The 23,044-nt window shown below is 69.9% G+C and carries 23 protein-coding genes; 10 read left to right on the top strand and 13 right to left on the bottom strand.

The window, feature by feature from the left end; genetic code table 11:
• Position 1 precedes the first annotated feature (1 nt).
• Complete coding sequence (locus tag ISN75_RS20585) at positions 2 to 2,311, top strand: MMPL family transporter (RefSeq protein WP_343817956.1); 2,310 nt, start codon at positions 2 to 4, stop codon at positions 2,309 to 2,311.
• Complete coding sequence (locus tag ISN75_RS20580; protein ID WP_343817954.1) at positions 2,295 to 2,729, top strand: phosphotransferase; 435 nt, start codon at positions 2,295 to 2,297, stop codon at positions 2,727 to 2,729. Before ISN75_RS20585 ends, ISN75_RS20580 begins: the two co-directional genes overlap by 17 nt.
• A gap of 1 nt (position 2,730) precedes the next feature.
• Here the strand turns inward: ISN75_RS20580 and ISN75_RS20575 are convergent, their stop codons facing one another.
• Genes ISN75_RS20575 through ISN75_RS20565 form a run of 3 tightly spaced genes read right to left on the bottom strand, consistent with a single transcriptional unit; the run spans position 2,731 to position 5,479 of the window.
• Positions 2,731 to 3,495 carry a glycosyltransferase family 2 protein gene (locus ISN75_RS20575; RefSeq protein ID WP_167253322.1) on the bottom strand — a complete coding sequence of 255 codons (765 nt, stop codon included), beginning with the start codon at positions 3,493 to 3,495 and terminating at the stop codon, positions 2,731 to 2,733.
• Positions 3,492 to 4,286, bottom strand: a complete 795-nt coding sequence (locus ISN75_RS20570) for a beta-ketoacyl synthase chain length factor (protein ID WP_343817952.1) — start codon at positions 4,284 to 4,286, stop codon at positions 3,492 to 3,494. Before ISN75_RS20570 ends, ISN75_RS20575 begins: the two co-directional genes overlap by 4 nt.
• Positions 4,283 to 5,479 carry a beta-ketoacyl-[acyl-carrier-protein] synthase family protein gene (locus ISN75_RS20565; RefSeq protein WP_343817950.1) on the bottom strand — a complete coding sequence of 399 codons (1,197 nt, stop codon included), beginning with the start codon at positions 5,477 to 5,479 and terminating at the stop codon, positions 4,283 to 4,285. Before ISN75_RS20565 ends, ISN75_RS20570 begins: the two co-directional genes overlap by 4 nt.
• Positions 5,480 to 5,681: 202 nt before the next feature.
• Between ISN75_RS20565 and ISN75_RS20560 the strand changes: the two genes are divergently transcribed.
• Positions 5,682 to 6,323, top strand: a complete 642-nt coding sequence (locus tag ISN75_RS20560; protein ID WP_343203564.1) for a YdcF family protein — start codon at positions 5,682 to 5,684, stop codon at positions 6,321 to 6,323.
• 77 nt (positions 6,324 to 6,400) lie between these two features.
• Positions 6,401 to 7,303: an oxygen-dependent coproporphyrinogen oxidase gene (gene hemF, locus ISN75_RS20555; RefSeq protein WP_167253326.1), complete on the top strand. Its 903-nt coding sequence runs from the start codon at positions 6,401 to 6,403 to the stop codon at positions 7,301 to 7,303.
• 43 nt (positions 7,304 to 7,346) lie between these two features.
• Here hemF and ISN75_RS20550 read toward each other — a convergent pair whose 3' ends face one another.
• On the bottom strand, positions 7,347 to 8,009 hold the full coding sequence (locus ISN75_RS20550) for a hypothetical protein (RefSeq protein WP_167253328.1): 663 nt from the start codon (positions 8,007 to 8,009) through the stop codon (positions 7,347 to 7,349).
• A gap of 142 nt (positions 8,010 to 8,151) precedes the next feature.
• Here ISN75_RS20550 and gpmA point away from each other — a divergent pair, with 142 nt between their 5' ends.
• Positions 8,152 to 8,895: a 2,3-diphosphoglycerate-dependent phosphoglycerate mutase gene (gpmA, locus tag ISN75_RS20545; protein WP_343817946.1), complete on the top strand. Its 744-nt coding sequence runs from the start codon at positions 8,152 to 8,154 to the stop codon at positions 8,893 to 8,895.
• Positions 8,896 to 9,006: 111 nt separating this feature from the next.
• On the top strand, positions 9,007 to 9,549 hold the full coding sequence (locus ISN75_RS20540; RefSeq protein WP_343203697.1) for a DUF1453 domain-containing protein: 543 nt from the start codon (positions 9,007 to 9,009) through the stop codon (positions 9,547 to 9,549).
• A gap of 12 nt (positions 9,550 to 9,561) precedes the next feature.
• Here the strand turns inward: ISN75_RS20540 and glnK are convergent, their stop codons facing one another.
• Positions 9,562 to 9,900, bottom strand: a complete 339-nt coding sequence (glnK, locus tag ISN75_RS20535; RefSeq protein ID WP_167253333.1) for a P-II family nitrogen regulator — start codon at positions 9,898 to 9,900, stop codon at positions 9,562 to 9,564.
• A 192-nt stretch (positions 9,901 to 10,092) separates the two neighbouring features.
• Between glnK and ISN75_RS20530 the strand changes: the two genes are divergently transcribed.
• From ISN75_RS20530 to ISN75_RS20520, 3 genes are all read left to right on the top strand, one after another.
• Entirely contained in the window at positions 10,093 to 10,350 is a 258-nt protein-coding gene (locus ISN75_RS20530) for an accessory factor UbiK family protein (RefSeq protein WP_167253335.1), read from the top strand.
• A gap of 99 nt (positions 10,351 to 10,449) precedes the next feature.
• The gene (locus tag ISN75_RS20525) at positions 10,450 to 11,952 is read left to right on the top strand and encodes a YifB family Mg chelatase-like AAA ATPase (RefSeq protein WP_343817943.1); all 1,503 of its coding nucleotides are present in this window, start codon (positions 10,450 to 10,452) and stop codon (positions 11,950 to 11,952) included.
• 299 nt (positions 11,953 to 12,251) lie between these two features.
• On the top strand, positions 12,252 to 14,036 hold the full coding sequence (locus tag ISN75_RS20520) for a sodium:proton antiporter (RefSeq protein ID WP_343817941.1): 1,785 nt from the start codon (positions 12,252 to 12,254) through the stop codon (positions 14,034 to 14,036).
• A 90-nt stretch (positions 14,037 to 14,126) separates the two neighbouring features.
• On the opposite strand, the gene aceA is transcribed toward ISN75_RS20520, so the two are convergent.
• Positions 14,127 to 15,428: an isocitrate lyase gene (gene aceA / locus ISN75_RS20515; RefSeq protein ID WP_343817939.1), complete on the bottom strand. Its 1,302-nt coding sequence runs from the start codon at positions 15,426 to 15,428 to the stop codon at positions 14,127 to 14,129.
• A gap of 40 nt (positions 15,429 to 15,468) precedes the next feature.
• Positions 15,469 to 17,067 carry a malate synthase A gene (aceB, locus tag ISN75_RS20510; RefSeq protein ID WP_343817937.1) on the bottom strand — a complete coding sequence of 533 codons (1,599 nt, stop codon included), beginning with the start codon at positions 17,065 to 17,067 and terminating at the stop codon, positions 15,469 to 15,471.
• A 125-nt stretch (positions 17,068 to 17,192) separates the two neighbouring features.
• On the opposite strand from aceB, the gene ISN75_RS20505 reads away from it, so the two are divergent.
• Complete coding sequence (locus tag ISN75_RS20505) at positions 17,193 to 18,233, top strand: LysR substrate-binding domain-containing protein (RefSeq protein ID WP_167253345.1); 1,041 nt, start codon at positions 17,193 to 17,195, stop codon at positions 18,231 to 18,233.
• 54 nt (positions 18,234 to 18,287) lie between these two features.
• Here the strand turns inward: ISN75_RS20505 and ISN75_RS20500 are convergent, their stop codons facing one another.
• From ISN75_RS20500 to ISN75_RS20475, 6 genes are read right to left on the bottom strand one after another with little or no spacing between them, the layout of a single operon-like run.
• Positions 18,288 to 18,923, bottom strand: coding sequence for a LysE family translocator (locus ISN75_RS20500; RefSeq protein ID WP_167253347.1), 636 nt, complete (start codon positions 18,921 to 18,923; stop codon positions 18,288 to 18,290).
• A gap of 4 nt (positions 18,924 to 18,927) precedes the next feature.
• Positions 18,928 to 19,521 (bottom strand): 1-acyl-sn-glycerol-3-phosphate acyltransferase, encoded by a 594-nt coding sequence (locus ISN75_RS20495; RefSeq protein WP_168648354.1) that lies wholly within the window; start codon positions 19,519 to 19,521, stop codon positions 18,928 to 18,930.
• The gene (gene arfB, locus ISN75_RS20490; RefSeq protein ID WP_167253351.1) at positions 19,518 to 19,940 is read right to left on the bottom strand and encodes an alternative ribosome rescue aminoacyl-tRNA hydrolase ArfB; all 423 of its coding nucleotides are present in this window, start codon (positions 19,938 to 19,940) and stop codon (positions 19,518 to 19,520) included. The genes ISN75_RS20495 and arfB overlap by 4 nt, the downstream gene beginning before the upstream one ends.
• 43 nt (positions 19,941 to 19,983) lie before the next feature.
• Complete coding sequence (locus ISN75_RS20485; protein ID WP_208399642.1) at positions 19,984 to 20,694, bottom strand: pseudouridine synthase; 711 nt, start codon at positions 20,692 to 20,694, stop codon at positions 19,984 to 19,986.
• A gap of 16 nt (positions 20,695 to 20,710) precedes the next feature.
• Positions 20,711 to 22,357: a ubiquinone biosynthesis regulatory protein kinase UbiB gene (gene ubiB, locus ISN75_RS20480; RefSeq protein ID WP_343817933.1), complete on the bottom strand. Its 1,647-nt coding sequence runs from the start codon at positions 22,355 to 22,357 to the stop codon at positions 20,711 to 20,713.
• Entirely contained in the window at positions 22,354 to 23,004 is a 651-nt protein-coding gene (locus ISN75_RS20475; protein ID WP_167253355.1) for a ubiquinone biosynthesis accessory factor UbiJ, read from the bottom strand. The genes ubiB and ISN75_RS20475 overlap by 4 nt, the downstream gene beginning before the upstream one ends.
• Between the last annotated feature and the right edge of the window lie 40 nt (positions 23,005 to 23,044).

The raw sequence follows: 23,044 nt of genomic DNA, 5'->3' as shown, positions 1-23,044 counted from the left end.
CGTGAAGCGCGGCGTGCTGCTGGCCGTGTGGCTGCTGGCGCTGGCCGGGCTCGGCCTGCTGGTGTCGCAGCGGCTGAAGGTGAGCGGCGACCTGCGCGACTTCATGCCCGCGCCGGTCGATGCCGATCAGCGCCTGCTGATGGAGCAGGTCGGCGACGGCCCCGGCTCGCGGCTGCTGCTGCTGGCGATCGATGGCGGCGACGACGCGGCGCTGGCTGCGTTGAGCCAGGGCCTTGCGGGTGCGCTGCGTCCTGATCCGCGCTACACCCAGGTGCTCAACGGCAGCTTCGACCTCACCGCGCTGGACGAAAAGCTGCTGCCGTACCGCTATCTGCTTTCGCCGACGCTGGATCAACAGCGCTACGACAAGGCCTTCCTCGCCGACCAGCTCGACCAGCGCCTGGACGATCTCTCTTCGCCCGCCGCCGCGCTGCTGAAAGGCCTGCTGCCGCGCGATCCCACGCTGGAAGTGCTGAAGCTGGCCGAACGCTGGACGCCCGCGCGCACGCCGGAGACGCGCGAAGGCGTGTGGTTCTCGCCGCGGCGCGAGGCGCTGCTGGTGGTGCAGACGCGCGCAGCGGGTTTCGATCCGGCGGCGCAGGGCGAGGCGGTGAGCGGGATCGAGCAGGCGTTCCATCGCCTGCCCGGCGCGGGCGGCGCGCGCCTGACCATCAGCGGCCCCGGTTATTTCAGCGTGGTGGTGGGCGAGCACACGCGGCGGGAGGCGGAGTGGATCGGCAATGTGTCCACCGCCGGTTTCATCCTGTTGCTGCTGCTGGCGTATCGCAGCATCGGCTCGCTGCTGCTGTCGGCCTTGCCGATCGCCAGCGCGGCGCTCGGCGGCATCGCGGCGCTGGTGCTGGCGTTTCCGCAGGTGCACGGCATCACGCTGGCCTTCGGTTTCACCCTGCTGGGTGTGGCGCAGGAATACCCCATCCGCGTGCTGAGCCACCGCCGCGCGGGCGAGGACGCCGTGGCCAGCGTGCGCGGCCTGTGGCCGCTGCTGCTGACCGCCATCGCTTCGGCGTGCATCGCTTATCTGGCCTTCTACGCCTCGGGCGTGAACGGCCTGCAGCAGCTGGCCGTGTTCACCATCACCGGCCTGCTGGTGGCCGGCCTGTGCACGCGCTATCTGCTGCCGCGCCTGCTGCCGGCGCAGGTGCGCGACGTGGCGCAGATGCCGTGGCTGGCACGCGCGCGCCGTTTCTTCGACCGGCTGCCCCGTCCGCGCTGGCTGCCGGTGCTGGTGGCCGTCGCCATCGTGGCCGCGCTGGCGCTTGCGCCCGGGCCGTTCTGGCAGAACAACCTCGCCGCGCTGACGCCGCTGCCGCAGGACCTGCTGCAGCGGGATGCGCGCCTGCGCGAAGCCCTGGGCGCGCCGGACGTGCGCTATCTGCTGGTACTGCAGGCGCCCGATGCGCAGGGCGTACTGCGCCTGTCGGAGCAGCTGGAGCCGAAGGCCACCGCGCTGGTAGCCGGGCATGCCGCCGATGCCATCGAACTGCCTTCGCGCTATCTGCCAAGCATCGCCACGCAGCAGCAGCGCCAGCGCCAGTTGCCCGATGCCGCCAGCCTGCGTGCCGCACTCGCGGAAGCGACGCAGGGCATGCCGTTCCGCAAGGATCTGTTCGAGCCGTTCGTGGCCGATGTCGAGCAGGCGAAGACCTTGCCGCCGTTGACGCCGGAAGTCTTCGCGCAAAGTGCGCTAGGCCAGCGCTTCGCCGCGATGCTCGTGCAGCGCGAAGGCCAATGGCTCGGCCTGGCGACGCTCAGCGGCGTGCACGACGTGGCCGCGCTCGAAGCACTGGCCAAGGACAGCGGCGGCAACGTGCGCGTGCTCGACCTGAAAGCCGCCGCCGAATCGCTGGTGGCCGATTACCGCGTGCGCATCCTGCATGCGCTGGCCATCGCCGCGGTGCTGCTGGTGCTGACCGTGTCGTTCGCGCTGCGCGGCTGGCGCCGCGCCTGGCGCGTACTGGCGCCGATGACGCTCGCCACCTTCCTGGTGCTGGCGGTGGAGCGCGCGGCCGGCGTGGAGATCTCGCTGTTCCACCTGGTGGCGCTGACCTTGGCCGCCGGCCTGGGCCTGCACTACGCGCTGTTCTTCGAGCGCGATACGGACGACGCAGCCGAACAGCGCCGCACCCTGCACGCCACCCTGGTATGCGTGGCTTCCGCGCTGCTGGTGTTCGGCATGTTCGCCTGGAGCAGCATCCCGGTGCTGCGCGCCATCGGCCTTACGGTGAGCCTGGGCGTGGCCTTCCATTTCTGCCTTTCGACCCTGATGGCGCCGCATGCTCGACCGGACTGACTGGGCCCGGCTGATTCCGCATGCGGGCCAGATGTGCCTGCTCGATGCGGTGCTCGCGTGGGACGCCGCCACCATCCACGCCATGAGCGAAGGCCATGCCGCCGCGGCGCATCCGCTGCGTTCCACGCACGGCTTGCACGCACTGCACTTGTCCGAATACGGCGCGCAGGCGATGGCGGTGCACGGGGCGTTGAGCGCCAGGGCGCGCGGCGACACCGCGGTGCGCCAGGGGCGTCTGGTCAGCCTGCGCGACGTGGTGCTGGCGGTGGAGTACGTCGACCCGCAAAGCGGCCGGCTCGACATCCACGCGGAACAACTGTTCGCCGACGAAGCCGGCGCGCAATACGCGTTCCGCGCGGAGCAGGCCGGGCGCGTCCTGGCCAGCGGACGCGCCGCGGTGATCTACGTCGCCGGCTGACTCAGCGCGCCGGCGCCGCCGTATCGAACACGATCGGCCGGCTCGCGCGCGAACGCCGGTAGCTGGCCCACACCTCGCCGTAATGCAGCACGCGGCCCACCGTGTAGGTGGTGATGCGCACCACGTCGCGCACCGGATTGAAATGGCTCAGGCGGAACTCGCCCTGGTAGCGCGAGGCGATCGGCACCGAAGCCATCCCTAAGCCCTTCTCGCGCGAGGCGGCGATCAGGATGGCCGCTTCGAACACGAAGTTCTCCGCGGGCAGTTCCACCAGGTCCAGCGCGGCGCGCGGATACCAGCGCTGGCCGCTCTGCGTGTCGGCCACCGGCTGCGCGCAGGCCCAGGAAATGCCCCAGTCGGCGATCGCGTTGGCGATGCGGCGGGCCTTGGGCTGCTGTGCTTTGTCGAGCAGGCGGGCGCCGATCACGATGTGGTGCGGATAGCGCTGCGCGGCGGCGACGATGCGCGGCACGTCGCTGGCCAGGTGCTGGCCGTCGCCGTCCATGGTCACCACCGCGTCGAAGCCCTGGCGCAGCGCTTCGCGGAAACCGGTGCGCAGCGCCTCGCCCTTGCCGCGGCGCCGTTCGTGGCGCAGCAAGGTCACCGGCAGGCGCGCGACGATGTCCGGCGTGCGGTCGTCGGAGCCGTCATCGACCACGATGACCGGCGCGCCCAGCGCGATCGCCGCGCCGACCACGGATTCGATGGCCGCCTCTTCATTGAGGCAGGGGATAAGTACACACCAAGGGTTGGCCCGGACATTCAAGCGACGTTCTCCATGAGGATTTCCAGGCCGAGCCCTCCCGCTGCGGCCATCTGACAATGACGATCCCGGCCCGCCAGAACGACAAGCAGCGGCAGCGCCGCGGCGGCCGTGGCATTGGCCTCGCTCCAGGCGGCCGGCAATGCGCCGCCGTCCATAGGCGTTGCCGCGCGCGGCGCCAGCTGCAGCGACAGCGTGGCGAGCGTGCGCGGCGAGGTTTCCGGTGCGAGCACGAAGGCGCAGCCGAAGGCCTGGGTACTGCGGGTGATCGGCGCCAGCGGACCGGCGCCGGCGACGTCGCTGCACACGAACAGCACCGGGCGCTGGTCGGCCAGCGCCATGGCGGCCGCTTCCAGCAGGCCGGCGCCGGTGCTGTCGTGCCAGGCGCACACGGCCGAGGACGGCGCGTGGCAGCCGGTGGCGATGGTCCAGTAGCCGGCGGCGGCGTTGTGCACCGAGTTGTGGAAGCGCGTGGGCGACAGCTCGGTCGGCGCGTGCGCCAGCGTCTCGCACATGTAGTCGGTGATGCTCAGGTCGCCGAAGGCGGAGCCGAACACGCAGGCCAGCTCCGCCGGCGCGCGTCCGCTCATGGCCACCGCCTGGCCGGCCACTTCGACGGCCAGCAGCACGCTTTCCGGCGCGCGCCGGCGTTCGTTCGCCGGCAGCGTCGATGCGGGCGGCTTGCCCGCAGGCGCGGGCGGCGGCGTGCCCTGCAGCTGCGCGTGCAGCGCGGCGAAATCCGCCAGCTGCGGCGACCACAGGCCGATGCCTTCCACGTGAACCCGCATGCTCATGCCGCCGCCTTGCCGAACGCGAGGCAGGCATTGTTGCCGCCGAAACCGAAAGAATTGCTCAAGGCGATGCGTACGTCGCGTCGTTCGCCGCGCCAGGCGAACTGCGGTCCGCAGGCAGGGTCCGGCTCGTCGCCGCCGAGGTTGCCGGGCACGAAGCCGTGTTCCAGCGCGAGCAGGGCGAACGCGGCCTCGACGATGCCGGCCGCGCCCAGGGTGTGGCCGGTATAGCCCTTGGTGGAACTGGCGCGCGTGCTGGCCGGGAAGATGCGGCCGATCAGCGCGGCTTCGACTTCGTCGTTCTTCAGGCTCGCGGTGCCGTGCAGGTTGATGTAGTCGACCTGCGCGGCGTCGAGGCCGGCGCGCGCCAGCGCATCGCGCAGCGCCAGCTCGGCGCCGAGTCCTTCCGGATGCGGCGTGGACATATGGTGAGCGTCGCTGGCTTCGCCGTAGCCGAGCAGGCGCGGCGCGGCGGGCGCGGCCCCGGCGCGCTCGAGCAGGGCGAAGCCGGCGGCCTCGCCCAGCGACAGGCCGCGGCGCGCGCGGTCGAACGGGCGGCAGCGTTCCGGCGATACCAGTTCCAGCGAGTTGAAGCCGAACAGCACGCTGCCGCACAGCGTGTCGACGCCGCCGACCACGGCGGCATCGACCAGGCCTAAGCGGATCAGCCGCTCGGCGCTGGCGAACACCTTGGCGCTGGACGAGCACGCGGTCGACACCGTCAGCGCCGGCCCCTGCAGGCCCAGCGCTGCGGCGACGAAGGCGGTGAGCGAGTGCGGCATGTGCACGCCGGAGCGCTCCAGGTCGGCCGGCATGCGGCCGTTTTCCAGGCGCCGGTAGCCTTCCTCGGTGGCGCCGATGCTGGCCGTGGAGGTGCCCAGCACCAGCGCGATGCGCGCGGCGCCGTAGCGCGCGATGGCCGCTTCGGCCTGCGCCAGGAAGCCGTCCTGCTGCAGGCCCAGCCAGGCCAGGCGGTTATTGCGGCATTCCCAGGCGGCGAAGGCGGCGGGCAGGGGCGCGTCCTCGACGCCGTCGACGCGGCCGATCCAGCAGGCCAGCGGTGCGTCGCCGAAATCGTTGGGGCGCAGGCCGCCGCGCGCCGCTTCGAGCGCGCGAAGGTGATCGGCAACGCCGTGGCCCAGTGCGGACGTCACGGTGTATGCACTGACGGCAAGTGGATGAATGGGTTGGGGCATCGCGGGAGCCTAGCGGGCGGCCGCTGGGTGCGCCCAGTGCGGCCGGTTCTTGCGTTCATATTTCCGCCTATTTTTTTCCATTGCGGCTTTCATAAGCCTTGCCCACACTGCTGGCCTTTTGCCGGACCCAGCCTTGTCCTCCCTGCCCGCACCCCTCAGACGCGGCCCCTGGCGCCATGCGCGCCGGCGTGACCTGGTGCACGTGGCAGTGGTAGTGGGCGCGGCGATGCTGCTGAGCCTGGGCCTGGTGTGGCTCGGTTATCTGCTCTACGTGTGGCGGGTGGCGGCGCGCAGCCCGCTGGCGCCGCCGCAGCGGCGCGACCTGCTGGTGTTCGGCCGCAAACTGATCGGCGACCGGCCGGAGCAGGACTACCAGCAGCGCCTGGCCCGCGCGCTGGCCCTGGTGCATGAAGGGCGCGTGGAGCGCATGTTCCTGCTCGGCGGCTGCAGCGGCGGCCGCATCAGCGAGGCGGAAGCCGGCCTGGCCTGGCTGCGGGCGCACGGCCTGCCGGACGCCGTGGCGCCCAGGCTCGAACAGGCCTCCACCGATTCGCTGGACAACCTGCGCCACGCCCGCAGCCTGCTGCGCCACGACGATCCCGGCCATGCGATGCCGCCGGTGGCGCTGGTGACCAGCCGCTATCACCTGCCGCGCTGCCTGCTGCTGGCGCGCTGGCTCGGGTTTACGGCGAGCGTGCCGGTGGCGGCGGAGGAACGCCTGCGCCTGGACCGCCGCATCGCGCTGCGCCTGCTGGCCGAGGCGGCCTATGTGATGTGGATCGACCTGGGCCTGCGCTGGGCGCGGCGCATCGGCCATGCGCGGCTCTTGATGCGCGTGCGCTAGGGCGCGGCGCACGGTCGCAGTCCCGGCGCCGGAGGGCTTGCTAAGCTCGCGGTGTTTTCCCCTCCCCGGACGCCTAGATGAGCCAGCAAACCGACCGAGTCGAACAGTTCCTGCGCGCATTGCAGGACCGCATCTGCGCAGCGGTCGAACAGTTGGACGGCAAGGCGAAGTTCGTCGAGGACGCCTGGACGCGCCCCGCCGGCGGCGGTGGCCGCACGCGCGTACTGCGCGACGGCGCGGTGTTCGAGCAGGCCGGCGTGAATTTCTCGCTGGTGCACGGCAGCCAGCTGCCGCCCAGCGCCACCGCGCACCGGCCGGAGCTGGCCGGCGGCGGTTTCGTCGCCACGGGCGTGTCGCTGGTTCTGCATCCGCATAATCCTTATCTGCCGACCACGCATGCCAACGTGCGTTATTTCGAGGCGGGCAAGGACGGCCTGGAGCCGGTGTGGTGGTTCGGCGGCGGCTTCGACCTCACGCCGTTCTATCCTTTCGACGAAGACGTGGCGCACTGGCATACGGTGGCGCGCGACCTGTGCGCGCCGTTCGGCGCCGACGTCTATCCGCGCTATAAAAAATGGTGCGACGAGTATTTCTATCTCAAGCACCGCGCCGAGACGCGCGGCGTCGGCGGCCTGTTCTACGACGACTTGAACGAAGGCGGCTTCGAGCGCTGCTTCGATTTCACCAAGGCCGTGGGACAGGGTTTCCTCGACGCCTACCTGCCGATCGCCGAGCGCCGCAAGGACACGCCGCATGGCGAGCGTGAACGCGAATTCCAGCTGTACCGGCGCGGGCGCTACGTGGAATTCAACCTGGTCTACGACCGCGGCACGCTGTTCGGGCTGCAGTCGGGCGGGCGCACCGAATCGATCCTGATGAGCCTGCCGCCGCGCGTGCGCTTCGAATACGCCTATACGCCGGAGCCGGATTCGGCCGAGGCGCGGCTGGCGGATTACCTCAAGCCGCGCGACTGGCTTTGACAAAAAAAGCGGGCGGCCCGGTCGGGCCGCCCGCATCGGTGGATCAGTCGTCCGAGGACGGCATGTCGCCGGAGAACTTGGTCGGCGTGGCGCCCTTGATCGTGCCGACCTGGGCGCTGTCGCTGATCTGCAGGATCACCTCGCGGCGGAATTCCAGCGTGCCCTGCACCACGGCGTGCGGGCCGATCACCACGTGCGGCGGGCGGTTGTTGCTGTTGAACCAGCCGCTGGGCTTGTCGACCAGGATGCCGCCTTCGACGCGCGAATTGGCGCCGATGTAGATGCTGCCGTTGACCGTCTCGATGCCGTGGCCGATATGGCCGCCGTCGAGGTTGATGCGGCCGTTGACGTTGCCGACCTTGCCGGCCACGTCCGCGCCCTTGCCCAGGCGAATCGCGCCATTGGTGGTGCTGACTTCGCCGCTGACCTTGGCGCCGGCGCCCAGCGTGGCCGAGCCGTTGACCGTTTCCACCTCGCTGGCCTGCGCGCGCTCGCCCAGTTCCACCGAACCGTTCACCGTGCTGGCCTTCTGTACCACGGCGCGCTCGCCCACGTGCACCGAGCCGTTGACTGAGCTGACGTCGCCGGCCTGCTGGCCGGCCTCGACGCGGACCGCGCCATTGACCTTGTCGATATCGTTGTCCCGGGCCTGGGCGGCCAGCGGCAGCGCGAGGACGAGGGCCAGGGTGAGCAGGGTGCGGCGCATGGCGGAACTCCTTGAGTGAATGACCTGCCTAGGATGCTCCGCCGCGGCACGGGGTTTAGCATGACCTTCGACAGGGGCGCGATTTGACGGGCAGCAGGGCGGCCTGCACCATCCGGTCTTTCCCCGCAGCCCTTTCATCGCCATGCACAAACTCGTACTGATCCGCCACGGCCAATCCCAGTGGAACCTCGACAACCGCTTCAGCGGCTGGGCCGACGTCGACCTCACCGCGCAGGGCATGGAAGAGGCCAGGGAAGCCGGGCGCCTGCTGAAAGAGGCCGGCTACAGCTTCGACGTGGCGCACACCTCGGTGCTCAAGCGCGCGGTGCGCACGCTGTGGGGCGTGCAGGACGAGATGGGCCTGATGTGGATCCCCGTGGTCACCGACTGGCGCCTCAACGAGCGCCACTACGGCGCGCTCACCGGCCTCAACAAGGCGGAGACCGCGGCGAAGTTCGGCGAGGACCAGGTCAAGGTATGGCGCCGCAGCTACGACATCCCGCCGCCGGCGCTGGAGCGCGCGGACAACGAGTCGGTGCAGGACCCGCGCTATGCGGGCCTCGATCCTTCGCTCATTCCCGACACCGAATGCCTCAAGGACACCGTGGCCCGCGTGCTGCCGTACTGGCACGACGCGCTGGCGCCGGCGATCCGCTCCGGCCAGCGCGTGGTGGTGGCCGCGCACGGCAATTCACTGCGCGCGCTGGTGAAGTACCTGGACGGTATGTCGGACGACGACATCGTCGAGCTCAACATCCCCAACGGCGTGCCGCTGGTGTATGAGTTCGACGAGCACCTCAAGCCGCTGCGCCACTACTACCTGGGCGACGCCGAGGCGATCGCGGCGAAGATGGCCGCGGTGGCCAACCAGGGCAAGGCGAAGTAAGCGCCGCGCCGCGCGGGTGACACGCGTCACCCGCGATGGCTGTGCGGCGTCAATCGCCGTGCAACACCGCGGGCGTTAGGCTGCGCCAACTTCCACCGACGAGTGCCGGCCATGATGGCTCCGAACATGATTCCCGCGCTGATGGTTCCACTGGCCGCGTTCGCCATCTACCGGCGCGTGCGCGGCAATTTCGGGCCGCAGCCGATCCGGCGCAAGCGCATGATGGCGCGCGTGGCCATCTTCGCCGTGCTGGCCGTGGTGTTCGCCCTGACGGGCCTGTACGACCCCATGCTGCTGGCGGGACTGGCCGGCGGCATCGCCGGAGGGGCGGTGCTGGGCCTGGCGGGCCTGCGCCTGACCCGCTTCGGGCAGAACGAGCAGGGCGCGGACGTCTATATCCCCAACCCCTGGATCGGCGCGGCGCTCACCGTGCTGCTGATCGGCCGGCTGGCCTGGCGCTTCCTCGAAGTGATGCCGCAGATCAAGGATCCCGCGCTGGCCGCGGCCGCGGGCCACGCGCCGCCGGTGGGCAGCCCGCTGACCCTGGCGGTATTCGGGCTGATGGTGGGCTACTACCTGGTGTATTTCATCGGCCTGCTGGTGCACCACCGGCGCTTCCAGCGCGAGCGCGGCATCGCCGCCTCGGCCGACTGAGCGGGGGCGCCCTCAGAGCGCGTCGTTGTCCAGCTCGCCGGTGCGGATGCGGATGACCTGGTCCAGCGCGCTGACGAAGATCTTGCCGTCGCCGATCTTGCCGGTGCGCGCGGCCTGGGAAATGGCTTCGACCACGCGGTCCAGCTGCTCGTCCGCCACCGCCACTTCCAGCTTGATCTTGGGCAGGAAGTCGACCACGTATTCGGCGCCGCGGTAGAGCTCGGTGTGGCCCTTCTGGCGGCCGAAACCCTTCACCTCGGTCACCGTGATGCCCTGCACGCCCACTTCGGCCAGCGCCTCGCGCACGTCGTCGAGCTTGAAGGGTTTGATGATCGCCACCACCAGCTTCATGGGAACCTCGTCACTTAAGGCAGCGGGCGGCAGGCGCCCCCGGGGAGCGGCATTTTGCCCGTCCCGGGGCGGATTTGTCGCCTGTGACGATGGTGTGTAGGAAAATCCCTACATAAAGCAGCGGAGCAGGCCGATGGCGTACAAACTAGGCATTTACTTAGACTTCTTTCCGACGAGTTCGAGGTGCTATCCATGATGGATAGGCAGGATATCGATCAGCTTGCCTTACGACTTGCCTCGTTGGTTCCGCCAGGATTGGCTCAGGCGCATGAGGACCTCCGCGCCAACTTTTCCGATGTCCTTGCGCAGGGACTGCGCCGCCTCGACCTAGTCACCCGCGAGGAGTTTGACGTCCAGAGCCTCTTGCTCGCCCGTACGCGAGCCAGAGTGGAAGCCTTGGAGCGACGAGTGGCCGATCTGGAGGCGCTCGCCGCATCGCGCGGGGGCTAGCCCTTCTCCCTCCCGGGAGCCGTCCCCGGTCCGTCACCCTCACCCCGAGAACGACCGGGGGCGGTCATTCTCTTTGCCCGCTCCGGAAACGCCGTCGCCATGAGTCTTGCCGTCACCCTCAGTCGAGCCCAGGAGGGGGTGGCCGCGCCGCAGGTGATGGTCGAGGTGCATCTTTCCGGCGGCCTGCCCGGCACCAATATCGTCGGCCTCCCCGAAGCCGCCGTGCGCGAAGCGCGCGACCGGGTGCGCGTGGCGATCCAGAACACCGCCTTCGAATACCCCAACCGCCGCGTCACCGTGAACCTGGCCCCGGCCGAGCTGCCGAAGGACGGCGGGCGTTTCGACCTGGCGATCGCGCTGGGCATCCTCGCCGCCGGCAACCAGGTGCCGCGCGAGCGGCTCGACAACTGCGAATTCCTCGGCGAACTGGCCCTGTCCGGCGCCTTGCGCGGCGTCTCCGGCGTATTGCCCGCGCTGATGCGCGCCCGCGCACGCGGCCGCAAGGTGGTGGTGCCGCGCGCCAATGCGGCGGAGGCGGCGCTGGTGTCCGATGCCGACGTGCGCGTGGCCGATTCGCTGGCCGAGGTCTGCGGCTGGCTGCGCGGCGTACAGGACCTGCCCACCCCAGCCGCCGCCCCCGCCAACGACGAGCTGGCCGGCGACGGCCCGGACCTGCGCGACGTGCGCGGCCAGCGCCATGCGCGCCGCGCGCTGGAAATCGCCGCCGCGGGCGGCCATCACCTGCTGCTGGTCGGTCCGCCCGGCACCGGCAAGACCATGCTGGCCGAACGCCTGCCCGGCATCCTGCCGCCCTTGAGCGAATCCGAGGCGCTGGAAACCTGCGCCGTGCTGTCGGTAGCGGGGCAGGCGGTGGAAGCCGGGGAATGGCGGCGCCGGCCGTTCCGCGCACCGCACCACACCGCGTCCGGCGTGGCCCTGGTCGGCGGGGGTTCGCAGCCGCGGCCGGGGGAGATTTCGCTGGCCCACCATGGCGTGCTGTTCCTGGACGAACTCCCCGAATTCAGCCGCCACGTGCTGGAAGTGCTGCGCGAGCCGCTGGAATCGGGCTCGATCGTGGTCTCGCGCGCGGCGCGGCAATCCACGTTTCCGGCGCAGTTCCAGCTGGTCGCGGCGATGAACCCCTGCCCCTGCGGCTATGCCGGCGATCCGCGCGAACGCTGCCGCTGCACGCCGGACCGGGTGCAGCGCTACCGCGGCAAGATTTCCGGCCCGCTGCTGGACCGCATCGACCTGTGCGTGGACGTGCCGCGCCAGCCGCTGAGCGAACTGGGCGCCGCCCGCGGCGAGCACGACGAGGATTCCGCCACCGTCCGCGCCCGCGTGATGAAGGCGCGCAACCAGGCCTTGCAGCGCGCGGGGCGCAGCAACGCCGAGATCAACACCCGCGAACTGGAGCGCGACTGCGCCCTGGCCCCGGCCGAGCGCGCCTGGTTCGAGGCCGCGCTGGAACGGCTCGGCCTGTCCGCCCGCGCCTATCACCGCACCTTAAGAGTGGCCCGCACCATCGCCGACCTGGACGGCGGGGCGGCTTCGCTGGCCCGCGCGCATCTGGCCGAAGCGCTGCAGTACCGCCGTTTCTAGCCTTGCCGGCCAGGCTGCCGGGCCTGATCCGGCGAATTTGTGTACCGATCAGTATTGACTTGGGTCCGATACGGGCTAATATCTGCACCGACGAGTTCTCTTATGGACTCCGTCCCCCGCCACCCCGGTATCGGTCCCTCCCTCCCTCCCCCCGTCCGATACCGGGGTTTGGCCTTTCCCCCGCCGAACCTTCTCGTTTCGTTCCGGAATACTCCTATAGCGTCCACGCCTGGCCGCCTGGACACTGCGCGCCCTGCCGGCGCGGGTACCCTGTTGCCGCACTCGACGAAGGAACGCGAATGAGCACGCTCCAAATCAGCCTGATGCTCGCGGGCATGCTCGGCATCGGCTTCCTGGCGCAGTGGCTGGCCTGGCGCGTGCGGCTTCCCGCCATTCTGTTTCTGCTGCTGGCCGGCATCCTGCTGGGGCCGGTCTCCGGCCTGCTGCAGCCGGACCGCCTGCTCGGTGAGCTGCTGTTTCCGGTGGTGTCGCTGGCGGTGGCGGTAATCCTGTTCGAAGGCAGCCTCACCCTGCGTTTCGACGAGCTGCCCGGCATCGGCCATGCCGTGCGCGGGCTCGTCAGCTATGGCGCCGTGGTGGCGCTGGTGCTGCTGGCCGTCGCCGGCCATTACTTCGCCGGGTTGCGCTGGGAACTGGCCTGGCTGTTCGGTGCGCTCACCTGCGTCACCGGCCCGACCGTGATCGCGCCGATGCTGCGCACCTTGCGGCCGAATGCGCGCATCGCCAACACCTTGCGCTGGGAAGGCATCGTGATCGACCCGCTCGGCGCGCTGTTCGCCGTGCTGATCTACGAAGCCATCGTGTCGCGCCACCAGGGCCACACCATCGGCGTCTTCCTGGCCACCGTGGTGTGCGGCAGCGTGGCCGGCGCGCTGGCCGCCTGGACCATGGGTTTCCTGCTGCGCCGCCAGCTGATTCCCGATTACCTGCAGAACTTCGGCGTGCTCGCCGCGGTGCTGCTGGCGTTCTGTCTTTCCAATGCGATCGAACACGAATCGGGCCTGCTCACCGTCACGGTGATGGGCATCGCGCTGGGCAACATGCGCGGCGTGCATATCGACGACATCCTCGACTTCAAGGAAAGCCTCACCACCTTGCTGGTCTCCACCTTGTTCATCCTGCTCGCCGCGCGGCTGGAATGGCCGCTGCCGGACGGCATGCTGTGGGCGGGCATCGCGATCTTCATCGCGGCGCAGCTCATCGTGCGGCCGCTCACCGTGGCCATCTCCAGCATCGGCAGCGCGCTGAACTGGCGCGAGCGCGCGCTGATCGCCTGGGTGGCGCCGCGCGGCATCGTGGCGGCTTCGGTGTCCGCGCTGTTCGCGCTGAAGCTCGAAGCGCTGGGCATGCAGGATGCGCGCGCGCTGGTGCCACTGGTCTTCATCCTGATCATCGGCACCGTGGTGTTGCAGAGCGCCACGGCGCGTCCGCTGGCACGCTGGCTGAAGGTGTCGGAGCCGGACCCGAACGGCGTGCTGATCGCCGGTTCCGACAGCGTCGCGCGCGCCATCGCCAAGGCATTGAGCGATGCGGGCTTCCGCGTGGTGCTGGCGGACGACGCCTGGGAAGGCGTGCGCATCGGGCGCATGGAAGGACTCGGCACCTTCTTCGGCAACCCCGCCTCCAGCTATGCGGAACGCAATCTCGACCTCACCGGCATCGGCACCCTGCTGGCGCTGTCCACCCAGCGCGAGCGCAACTCGCTGGTGTGCGTGCACTACCGGCAGGAATTCGGCCGCGACCGGGTCTACCTGCTGCGCGTGCTGCCGCCGCAGGAATCCAACGGCCGCGCCATGCTCGCCGGCACCTTGATGGCGCCGCCGCTGTTTGCCGAAGACATGACGCACGCGCGCTTCGCCGAGCTGCTTGCGCAGGGCTGGCGCATCAAGTCCACGCGCCTGTCGGCCACCTTCGACTGGCCGCATTTCATCGAGCAGTACGGCTCCGGCACGGTGCTGCTGTTCGGCGTGGACGAGAAGAGCGTGCTGCGCGTGGTGTCCGCGCATCGCGAGGTGGAGCCGCGCCCCGGCTGGCTGGTGATCGCCCTGGTGCCGGCCGAGTAAGCGTCCCTGCATGGCGGGAGCCGGCGGGCGGACCCGCCGGCTCCCGCGCCGGCATCCCTGCCGGCGCCACGCCAAGTGGTGCTGGCCCGATCAGGCCGCCGAAGCGCGCCGTGCGTGGAACTGCGCTTCCTCGGTGGAACCCTTCAAGGCCGTGGTGGACGACTGCCCCTGCTGGATCGCCTGCGTCACCTGGTCGAAGTAGCCGGTGCCCACTTCGCGCTGATGCTTCACCGCGGTGAAGCCGCGCTCGGCAGCGGCGAACTCGCGCTCCTGCAGCTCCACGAAGGCGCTCATCTGGCGGCGCGCATAGCCGTGGGCCAGGTCGAACATGCCGTAGTTGAGGCTGTGGAAGCCGGCCAGGGTGATGAACTGGAACTTGTAGCCCATCGCCCCGAGCTCGCGCTGGAACTTCGCGATGGTGGCGTCGTCCAGGTTCTTCTTCCAGTTGAAGCTGGGCGAGCAGTTATAGGCCAGCAGCTTGCCGGGGAACCGCGCATGGATCGCCTCGGCGAACTTGCGCGCTTCTTCCAGGTTCGGCTTGCTGGTCTCGCACCACACCAGGTCGGCGTAAGGCGCATAGGCCAGGCCGCGGCTGATCGCCTGCTCCAGGCCGGGACGCACGCGGAAGAAGCCCTCCACGGTGCGCTCGCCGGTGACGAACGGACGGTCGTTGTCGTCGATATCGGAAGTGAGCAGGTCCGCCGCATCCGCGTCGGTGCGCGCCACCAGCAGGGTGGGCACGCCCAGCACGTCGGCGGCCAGGCGCGCGGCGGTGAGCTTGTCCACCGCTTCGCGCGTCGGCACCAGCACCTTGCCGCCCATATGGCCGCACTTCTTCACCGAGGCCAGCTGGTCTTCGAAGTGCACGCCGGAGGCGCCCGCTTCGATCATCGCCTTCATCAGCTCGAAGGCGTTGAGCACGCCGCCGAAGCCGGCTTCGGCGTCGGCCACGATCGGCACCATCCAGTCGATCTCGTCATTGCCTTCGGCGTGATGCAGCTGGTCGGCGCGCAGCAAGGTGTTGTTGATGCGCTTGACCACCTGCGGCACCGAATTGGCCGGATACAGCGACTGGTCCGGATACATCTCGCCGGCCAGGTTGGCGTCGGCGGCGACCTGCCAGCCGCTGAGATAAATGGCCTTGAGGCCGGCCTTCACCTGCTGCATGGCCTGGTTGCCGGTCAGCGCGCCCAGCGCGTTGACGAAGTCTTCCTGCTGCAGCGATTTCCACAGCCGCTCCGCACCCTGGCGGGCGATCGAATGCTCCACCGGCACGGTGCCGCGCAGGCGCACCACGTCGGCGGCGGTGTAGTTGCGGCGCACGCCGTTCCAGCGCGGGTTGTTCTGCCAGTCGAGGGTGAGCTGGTCGGCGGTGGGCAAGGCGTTCTTCATGAGATGACTCCTGGTAACAAAGGGCTTCGATGCGTCGCGCTCAGGCGAGGCGGTCGTAGGCGGGCAGGGTGAGGAAGTCGCCGAGCTGGGCGGCGTGCGTGAGCGAGGCGAGCAGCGCCGCGGCGTCGTCGGCGCGCGCGGCGCCGGGATGCGTGCTGGCGCGCAGGCGGTGGGTGTGCGCCGCGAGCGCCTGGTCGAACAGGGCGAAATCGATCGGTGCGTGATCGGTGAATTCCACGCCGCCGTGATGCAGCCACTGCCACAGCTGGGCGCGCGCGATTTCCGCGGTGGCCGCGTCTTCCATCAGGTGATGGATCGGCACGCAGCCCAGCCCGTCCAGCCACGCGGCGGTGTAGCGCAGCGCCACTTCCACGTTGTTGTCGAAGCCGGCGCGGCTGATGGTGCCGGCGCAGGGCGCGATCAGCTGGTCGCGCGACACCTGCACGTCGGCGCGCGCCACGTTGAGCTGGTTCGGCGAGGGCATGTACTTGTCGAAGATCTCGCGCGCCACCGGCACCAGCGCCGGATGCGCCACCCAGGTGCCGTCGTGGCCGGCCTGCACTTCGCGCAGCTTGTCGGCGCGCACCTTGGCCATGGCCGCTTCGTTGGCGGCTTCGTCGCCCTTGATCGGGATCTGCGCCGCCATGCCGCCCATGGCGAAGGCGCCGCGGCGGTGGCAGGTCTGGATCAGCAGTTCCGAATAGGCCTTCAGGAACGGCACCGTCATCAGCACCTGGCCGCGCTCGGGCAGCAGGCGGTCGCGGTGGCCGCGCAGGGTCTTCAGGTAGGAAAAGATGTAGTCCCAGCGGCCGCAGTTCAGGCCCACCGCGCGCTCGCGCAGCGCATGCAGAATCTCGTGCATCTGGAACACCGCCGGCAGCGTCTCGATCAGTACGGTGGCCTTCATGCAGTTCGCCGGCAGGCCGAGTTCGTCCTCGGCGGCAGCCATCACCTCATGCCACAGCGCGGCTTCTTCCATTGCCTCCAGCTTGGGCAGGTAGAAGTACGGGCCGCGGTCGCGCTGCTGCAGGCTACGGGCGTTGTGGAAGGCGTACAGGCCGAAGTCGACCAGGGCGCCGGACATCGGCTCGCCGTCCACCGTCAGGTGGCGCTCCGGCAGGTGCCAGCCGCGCGGGCGGACCACCAGCACGGCCGGGTCGTGGCCAACGCGGTAGGTCTTTCCCTCCGGCGAGGTGTAGCCGATGGTGCCGTTCACCGCGTCGCGCAGGTTGATCTGGCCGTCGAGCTGGTTGGCCAGCGTCGGCGCGCTGGAGTCCTCGAAGTCGGCCATGAACACCTTCGCGCCGGAATTGAGCGCGTTGATGATCATCTTGCGCTCGACCGGGCCGGTGATCTCCACGCGGCGGTCCTGCAGGGCGGCGGGGATCTTGCCGACCGTCCAGTTGCCTTCGCGGATGGCGCGGGTGTCGGCGCGGAAATCCGGCAGCACGCCGGCGTCGTAGCGGGCCTGCCGGGCACGGCGGGCGGCCAGCAGGTCCAGGCGGCGCCGGTTGAAGCGGCGGTGCAGGCCGGCCAGGAAGGCCAGGGCCGCCGGGGTCAGGATGCTCTCGTGGCCGGGACCGGTCCGGCCTTCGATCCGGACGGACGGCTGGGGCAGGCGTTCTTGGGGGACGGCCATGGCGCTTCTCCATCGATGACGATGGGGCGACACTAGGTCGCCGAGCTTGGCTTTGACAAAGCGAATGTTTCAATTTTAGATATTGGCAATGCTAATGATCTTTCCAACTCATTGAGCAAAAAGCCGTGCCGAAGGCGTCCGACAAGCTGAACAAGCCTCGCAAGGGCCGCAAATCGACTCCGCGGCGCCGCGCCGGCGACGTCGCCCCGGCCGAGGGCACCGCGCGCTTCTACTACAAGGGCAACCGCCAGAAGCAGCTGCGCGCCTTCGTCTACACCGTAAAGCTGGGCACCCTCACTCGCGCCGCCGAGGCGCTGTACCTGTCGCAGCCCAGCGTGAGCCTGCAGCTGCAGGCGCTGGAACGGGAGCTGGGCACGCGCCTGCTGGAGCGCAGCCGCCGCCGCATCAACCTCACCGATGCCGGAGAAGCCCTGTACGAGCTGGCGCGCCCCCTGGTGGAAGGCTGGGAATCGCTGGACCGCGACTTCCAGGCCAAGGTGAAGGGCCTGCAGAGCGGCCGCCTGACCATCGCCGCCGGCACCTCCACCATCCAGTACCTGCTGCCGGACCTGGTGCGCCGCTACCGCGAGCGGTACCCGGCCGTGCAGCTGCAGCTGGCCAACGTCACCGGCAAGGACGGCCTGGCCCTGCTGCGCGCGGACGAGGCGGATTTCGCCGTGGGTTCGATGCTGGACGTGCCCAACGACATCGCCTGGGCGCCGGTCTACCACTACGACCCGATGCTAATCACGCCGCCGGATCATCCGCTGGCGGGCAAGGACAGCATCCGGCTGGAGGATCTCTCGCCCTACGGCCTGATCCTGCCGCCGCAGCGCCTGTCGACGTACCGCATGGTGGACCTGGTGTTCCAGCAGCGGCAGGTGCCCTACCAGGTGGCGATCGAGGTGGGCGGCTGGGACGTGATCAAGGAATACGTCGCGATGGGCTTGGGGATCTCCATCGTCACCGGCATCTGCATCACCGAGGCCGACCGCGCGCGTTTGGCCGTGCGCAATCTGCGGCAGTACTTTCCGCAGCGGGCCTACGGGGTGGTGATGCGCAAGGGGAAATTTCTAAGCGCGGAAGCGCGGGCCTTTATCGATCTGATCCGGCCTGGCCTGCTGACCCATCGCGATTACGACGAATCGGGGCATTCCGAACGGTAGGTTGGGGTGAGCCGCAGGCGAACCCCAACCTCGGGCGCATCGCGTCGTTGGACGTTACTGCTGCCGCTGCATCGCCAGCCGGATACCGAAGCCCAGCAGCACCGTCCCGCACGCACGATCCATCCACTGCCCGAAGTGCGGCCGCGCATCCAGCAGCCGGTGCACCTGGCCGCCCAGCATCGCCAGCACCATCGACCACACCAGGCCGACGCCGATAAAGCTCAGGCCCAGCACGGCCAAACCCCACTGCGGATGCGCCGCCTGCATCGACACGAACTGCGGCAGGAAGGCGAGGAAGAACAGCGCCACCTTCGGATTCAGCACATTGGTCAGCATGCCCTGGCGGAACGCCGCGCCCAGGCCGCGGCCGCGCGTCACCGTCGGCTGCCGCGCACTCTGCTTCGCCAGCAGCATGCGCACGCCCATCCACACCAGATACGCCGCGCCCAGATACTTCAGCGCCGCGAACGCCAGCGCCGAGGTCATCAGGATCGCCGAGATGCCGAGCACGGCCGCCAAGGTATGCACCAGGCAGCCCGTATTGATGCCCAGCACCGCCGCCACGCCCACCGTGCGGCCTTCGCGGCCGCTGCGGGCGAGGATGTAGAAGGTGTCCAGGCCGGGGGTCAGCGCCAGCGCGATGCAGGCCAGGACGAAGGCGCCGAAATGCTGGATGCCGAGGGATTCCATCGGGTCACTCCGTATTGCGGTGCTTGCCGCGATAGGGGCGGAACAAGGCGCGGATCTTCAGCATGTCCGCGTCGTGGTCTCCCGTGGCGTGTACCACCGGCCCCAGGGTGAAAGTCTTGGTCGGATAGTCGATAAACAGCGTCTGGATCGGCACGTTCGCCTCGTGCGCGATGCGCAGGAAGCCGGACTTCCATTCCTTCACCTGCTTGCGCGTGCCCTCGGGCGTGATGCCCAGCCACATGCGCTCGTTCTGCTGGAAACGCTCCACCATCTGCCCCACCACGTTGAGCGCGGCCTTGCGGTTGATCGGGATCATGCCGATCGGGCGCAGGATGATGCCGAGCGGGCCGTCCAGCACCTCGCGCTTGATCATGATGTTGATCTCGGCGCCCACGCCGATCTTCATCAGCAGGCCCCACAGGCCGTCCCAGTACGAGGAATGCGGCGCGCCGATCAGGATCAGCTTGGGCACGTCCGGCAGCTCGCCCAGCAGGCGCCAGCCGCTCAGCCGCAAGATGCCGCGCGACAGCCACGGCCAGAAGCGGCTCTTGAGCCTGGGCGCCGAGGGCGGCGTCGGCGGGACCACGGGTGGGCTCATTCGGAACTCCAGTTGCGCGAGCGCGTCTGCTTGATCTTCCCGCGTTGCTGCTTGCCGGCCAGGCGGCGCTCCTTGGAGGCGCGCGACGGCTTGGTGGCGACGCGCGGCTTGGGCGGCACCAGCACGTCGCGGATGATCTCGACCAGGCGCTCGCGCGCGTCCTCGCGGTTGCGGCCCTGGTCGCGGAAGCGGCGGGCCTGGATCACCAGCACGCCGTCGTCGGTGAGGCGGCGGTCGCGGCGCGCCAGCAGGCGTTCGCGCACGGCGTCGGGCAGCGACGGCGAATGCGCCACGTCGAAGCGCAGTTCCACCGCGCTTTCGGTGCGATTGACGTGCTGCCCACCGGGGCCGTCGGCGCGCAGGAAGCGCTCGGTCAGCTCGGTCTCGGGCAGCGCTAGGGAACGGCTGACGATAAGCATGGCGCGCAGTGTAGCGGGGGCCGGGCGGGCCGCCCACCGGCGCTCAGGGAATCCCGGGCAAGGCCCAGCCGAAGCGCTCCAGCACGCCGGCGAAGGCGGCATCGAGCGGCGCTTCCAGCCGCATCGGCGCGCCGCTGAGCGGATGCGCGAAGCTCACCCGCCACGCATGCAGCAGCATGCGGTGGCAGCCGAAGTACTGCTTGTACAGGCGATTGTGGTCGCTGCGGCCGTGCTGGCAGTCGCCGATCACCGGATGGTGGATGTGCGCCATGTGCTTGCGGATCTGGCGGAAGCGGCCGGTCTCCGGTTCCGCCAGCACCATCCCGTAGCGCTGCTGCGGATAGCGGCCCAGCGCGATCGGCACCTCCACCGTGGCCAGGCGGCGGTAGCGCGTGCGTGCGTCGCGGCGCGGGCCGGTGTCGCGCGATCCGGGCAGCGGATAGTCGATCAGCGCGGCTTCCGGCTCCGGCCAGCCGCGCACTACGGCGAGGTATTGCTTGTGCACGTCGCGGCCCATGAACTGTTCGCCCAGCGCCGCGGCGACTTCCGCCGAGCGCGCCACCAGCAGCACGCCGCTGGTGGCGCGGTCCAGCCGGTGCGCCAGGTTCACGGTGCCGCCGACCTGCTCGCGCAGCAGGTCGATCAGGAACTCGTCGGCGGGGCCGACCAGCTTGGAGCGATGCACGGCCAGGCCCGCGGGCTTGTTCACCGCGATCAGGGCGTCGTCCTGGTAGATCAGTTCGAGCACGGTCATGCGTGTGGCGCGTGCTTCAGCGCCTCGGCCACGCGGCTGCGAACGCGCACAGGCCGGCCACGGCCGCGACGACCGGCAGCCACGCGCCATGCTGCGGCGCCTGCGTCCACAGCAAGGTGGCGCTGACCAGCAGCGCACCGCCGAGCAGGCCGGCGCCGAGCGTGCGCTGCTGCCGGCGCGAGGCTTCCTGGCGCTGCGCCAGTTCCAGCGGATCGGCCAGCCCGCGCTGTTCGCCGCGCGCCACCTGGCGCAGCGCGTCGCGGATCAGTTCCGGAAACTGCGGCGCCGCATGGAACCATTCCGGCAGCCGCTTGCGCACTTCGCGCAGGGTGCGGCGCGGGCTGTAGCGCTCGCGCAGGATGCGCTTGAGCACCGGGTGCGCCACCGCCCAGATATCGATATCCGGATCGAGCATGCGGCCCACGCCTTCGATATTCAGCAGCGTCTTCTGCAGCAGGATCAGCTGCGGCTGCAGGGTGAGCTCGAAGCGCCGCGCGGTCTGGAACAGCTTGACCACCAGCTCGGCCAGCGAGATCTGCGACAGCGGACGGGTGAAGTACGGCTCGCACACCGTGCGCACCGCCGCTTCCAGTTCGTCCATGCGCACGGTGTTGGGCATCCAGCCGGCATCGACGTGCAACTGCGCGATGCGCGCGTAGTCGCGCTCGAACAGCGCGATGAAGTTCTGCGCCAGCCAGTACTGGTCCGCTTCCGGCAGCGAACCCATGATGCCGAAGTCCAGCGCGATGAAGCGCGGCTCGCCGGTGCGCGCCACGTCCACCCAGATGTTGCCCGGGTGCGCGTCGGCGTGGAAAAAGTTGTCGCGGAACACCTGCTCGTAGAACACGCGCACGCCCTTGGCGGCGAGCGTCTTGCGGTCCACGCCGGCGGCGTCGATGGCGGCGACGTCGTCGCAGCTCACGCCGTTGACGCGCTCCAGCGTGAGCACGCGTTCGGCGGTGAGTTCCCAGTGCACTTCGGGCACGTAGAGATCCACGCCGCTGTCAAAATTGCGCCGCAGCAGGCTGGCGCTGGCGCCTTCGCGCTGCAGATCCAGCTCGTTCTCCAGCATCTTCTCGACTTCGGCCACCACGTCCAGCGGGCGGATCTTGTCGGCGTTCGGATGCCAGCGCTGCGCCAGCTCGCCCAGCGAATGCAGCAAGGCGACGTCGCGGGCGATGCGCGCGTCGATGCCGGGACGCAGCACCTTCACCACCACCTCGCGGCCATCCGGCAGCGCAGCCGCGTGCACCTGCGCGATCGAGGCCGAGGCCAGCGGCGTTTCGTCGAAGCGCGCGAACAGCTGCGTCACCGGCGCTTTCAGTTCGCGCTCGACGATGGCGCGCGCCTCGGCGCCGGGGAAGGGCGGTACCTGGTCCTGCAGCAGGGCCAGCTCGTCGGCGATGTCGCCGGGCACCAGGTCGCGCCGGGTCGACAGCACCTGGCCGGCCTTGACGAAGATCGGGCCCAGCTCGGTCAGCGCCAGGCGCAGGCGCGCGCCGCGCGGCAGATTCGCCACGTCGGCGCGCGGCCTGGCCAGGAACGGGCGCAGCAGTTTCAGCGGGCGGAACAGATGGGCGGCGTCGACCAGCTCGTCGAGCCGGTAGGCCAGCAGCACCGAGGCGACGCGCAGCACGCGCGGCACGACTTTCAGCGGCGTCACGCGGCGTTTCCTTTGAGCTTCTGTTCCAGCCGCGCCAGGCGCGATTCCAGGCGTTCGCTGCGTTCGCGCAAGCCGTCCACGCCGTCGAGGAAACCTTCCACTTCGCCCGGCGCCGCGGCCACGCGCACTTCGTCGCGCAGCCAGTCGGCGGTGTCCTCGGCCAGGTGGCTGCCGCTTTCGCGCGCATGCGCCAGCGCTTCGCGCACGGCCTTGGCCAGCGGCACGCCGAGCACGTCGCCGAAGGTGCGGGTGAAGGCTTCTTCGAAATCAGGGGCGAACTTCGCGGCGAGTTTTTCCAGGCGGCGCGCCAGTTCCGCATCGCCGGCGATGTCCACCTTGCCCGGCGCCACGCCTTCGTCGTCGCGCCGCAGCGCCATCGCCAGCAGGCTGCCGGGCGTGGCGCGCACGCGCAGCTGGCTGTCGTCGCGGCCGGGGCCGACCTGCAGGCGGCCTTCGTGCACGGTGATCGCCAGGGTCAGCGCGGGGCCTTCCAGATGCAGCTGCACGCTGCGTCCGTCCAGCGCGGACAGGCGCTGCACGGTGTCGGGATCGAGCGAGAGCACGTGGTTCAGCGCGGTCTCGAGCGCGCGGCCGGCGATCACGCGCAGCGGGCGCGGCAGCAAGGGGCGGGGAGCGGGTGCGGTCATGGGCCGGCATTGTAGCGGCAGGGCGCGCGGACTCGCCCTG

The organism is Dyella marensis, assembly GCF_049532885.1.
In the GTDB taxonomy this organism is placed as follows: domain Bacteria; phylum Pseudomonadota; class Gammaproteobacteria; order Xanthomonadales; family Rhodanobacteraceae; genus Dyella_D; species Dyella_D marensis.
Note: the sequence above shows the minus strand (reverse complement) of the source record. Positions and strands in the feature narration are given on the sequence as shown.

Bases quoted from the DNA above. Each gene is read 5' to 3' on its own strand.
- ISN75_RS20580 (WP_343817954.1), top strand. From the start codon at position 2,295: ATGCTCGACCGGACTGACTGGGCCCGGCTGATTCCGCATGCGGGCCAG.
- ISN75_RS20570 (WP_343817952.1), bottom strand. From the start codon at position 4,286: ATGAGCATGCGGGTTCACGTGGAAGGCATCGGCCTGTGGTCGCCGCAG.
- ISN75_RS20565 (WP_343817950.1), bottom strand. From the start codon at position 5,479: ATGCCCCAACCCATTCATCCACTTGCCGTCAGTGCATACACCGTGACG.
- hemF (WP_167253326.1), top strand. From the start codon at position 6,401: ATGAGCCAGCAAACCGACCGAGTCGAACAGTTCCTGCGCGCATTGCAG.
- ISN75_RS20550 (WP_167253328.1), bottom strand. From the start codon at position 8,009: ATGCGCCGCACCCTGCTCACCCTGGCCCTCGTCCTCGCGCTGCCGCTG.
- gpmA (WP_343817946.1), top strand. From the start codon at position 8,152: ATGCACAAACTCGTACTGATCCGCCACGGCCAATCCCAGTGGAACCTC.
- ISN75_RS20540 (WP_343203697.1), top strand. From the start codon at position 9,007: ATGATGGCTCCGAACATGATTCCCGCGCTGATGGTTCCACTGGCCGCG.
- glnK (WP_167253333.1), bottom strand. From the start codon at position 9,900: ATGAAGCTGGTGGTGGCGATCATCAAACCCTTCAAGCTCGACGACGTG.
- ISN75_RS20530 (WP_167253335.1), top strand. From the start codon at position 10,093: ATGATGGATAGGCAGGATATCGATCAGCTTGCCTTACGACTTGCCTCG.
- ISN75_RS20525 (WP_343817943.1), top strand. From the start codon at position 10,450: ATGAGTCTTGCCGTCACCCTCAGTCGAGCCCAGGAGGGGGTGGCCGCG.
- ISN75_RS20520 (WP_343817941.1), top strand. From the start codon at position 12,252: ATGAGCACGCTCCAAATCAGCCTGATGCTCGCGGGCATGCTCGGCATC.
- aceA (WP_343817939.1), bottom strand. From the start codon at position 15,428: ATGAAGAACGCCTTGCCCACCGCCGACCAGCTCACCCTCGACTGGCAG.
- aceB (WP_343817937.1), bottom strand. From the start codon at position 17,067: ATGGCCGTCCCCCAAGAACGCCTGCCCCAGCCGTCCGTCCGGATCGAA.
- ISN75_RS20500 (WP_167253347.1), bottom strand. From the start codon at position 18,923: ATGGAATCCCTCGGCATCCAGCATTTCGGCGCCTTCGTCCTGGCCTGC.
- ISN75_RS20495 (WP_168648354.1), bottom strand. From the start codon at position 19,521: ATGAGCCCACCCGTGGTCCCGCCGACGCCGCCCTCGGCGCCCAGGCTC.
- arfB (WP_167253351.1), bottom strand. From the start codon at position 19,940: ATGCTTATCGTCAGCCGTTCCCTAGCGCTGCCCGAGACCGAGCTGACC.
- ISN75_RS20485 (WP_208399642.1), bottom strand. From the start codon at position 20,694: ATGACCGTGCTCGAACTGATCTACCAGGACGACGCCCTGATCGCGGTG.
- ISN75_RS20475 (WP_167253355.1), bottom strand. From the start codon at position 23,004: ATGACCGCACCCGCTCCCCGCCCCTTGCTGCCGCGCCCGCTGCGCGTG.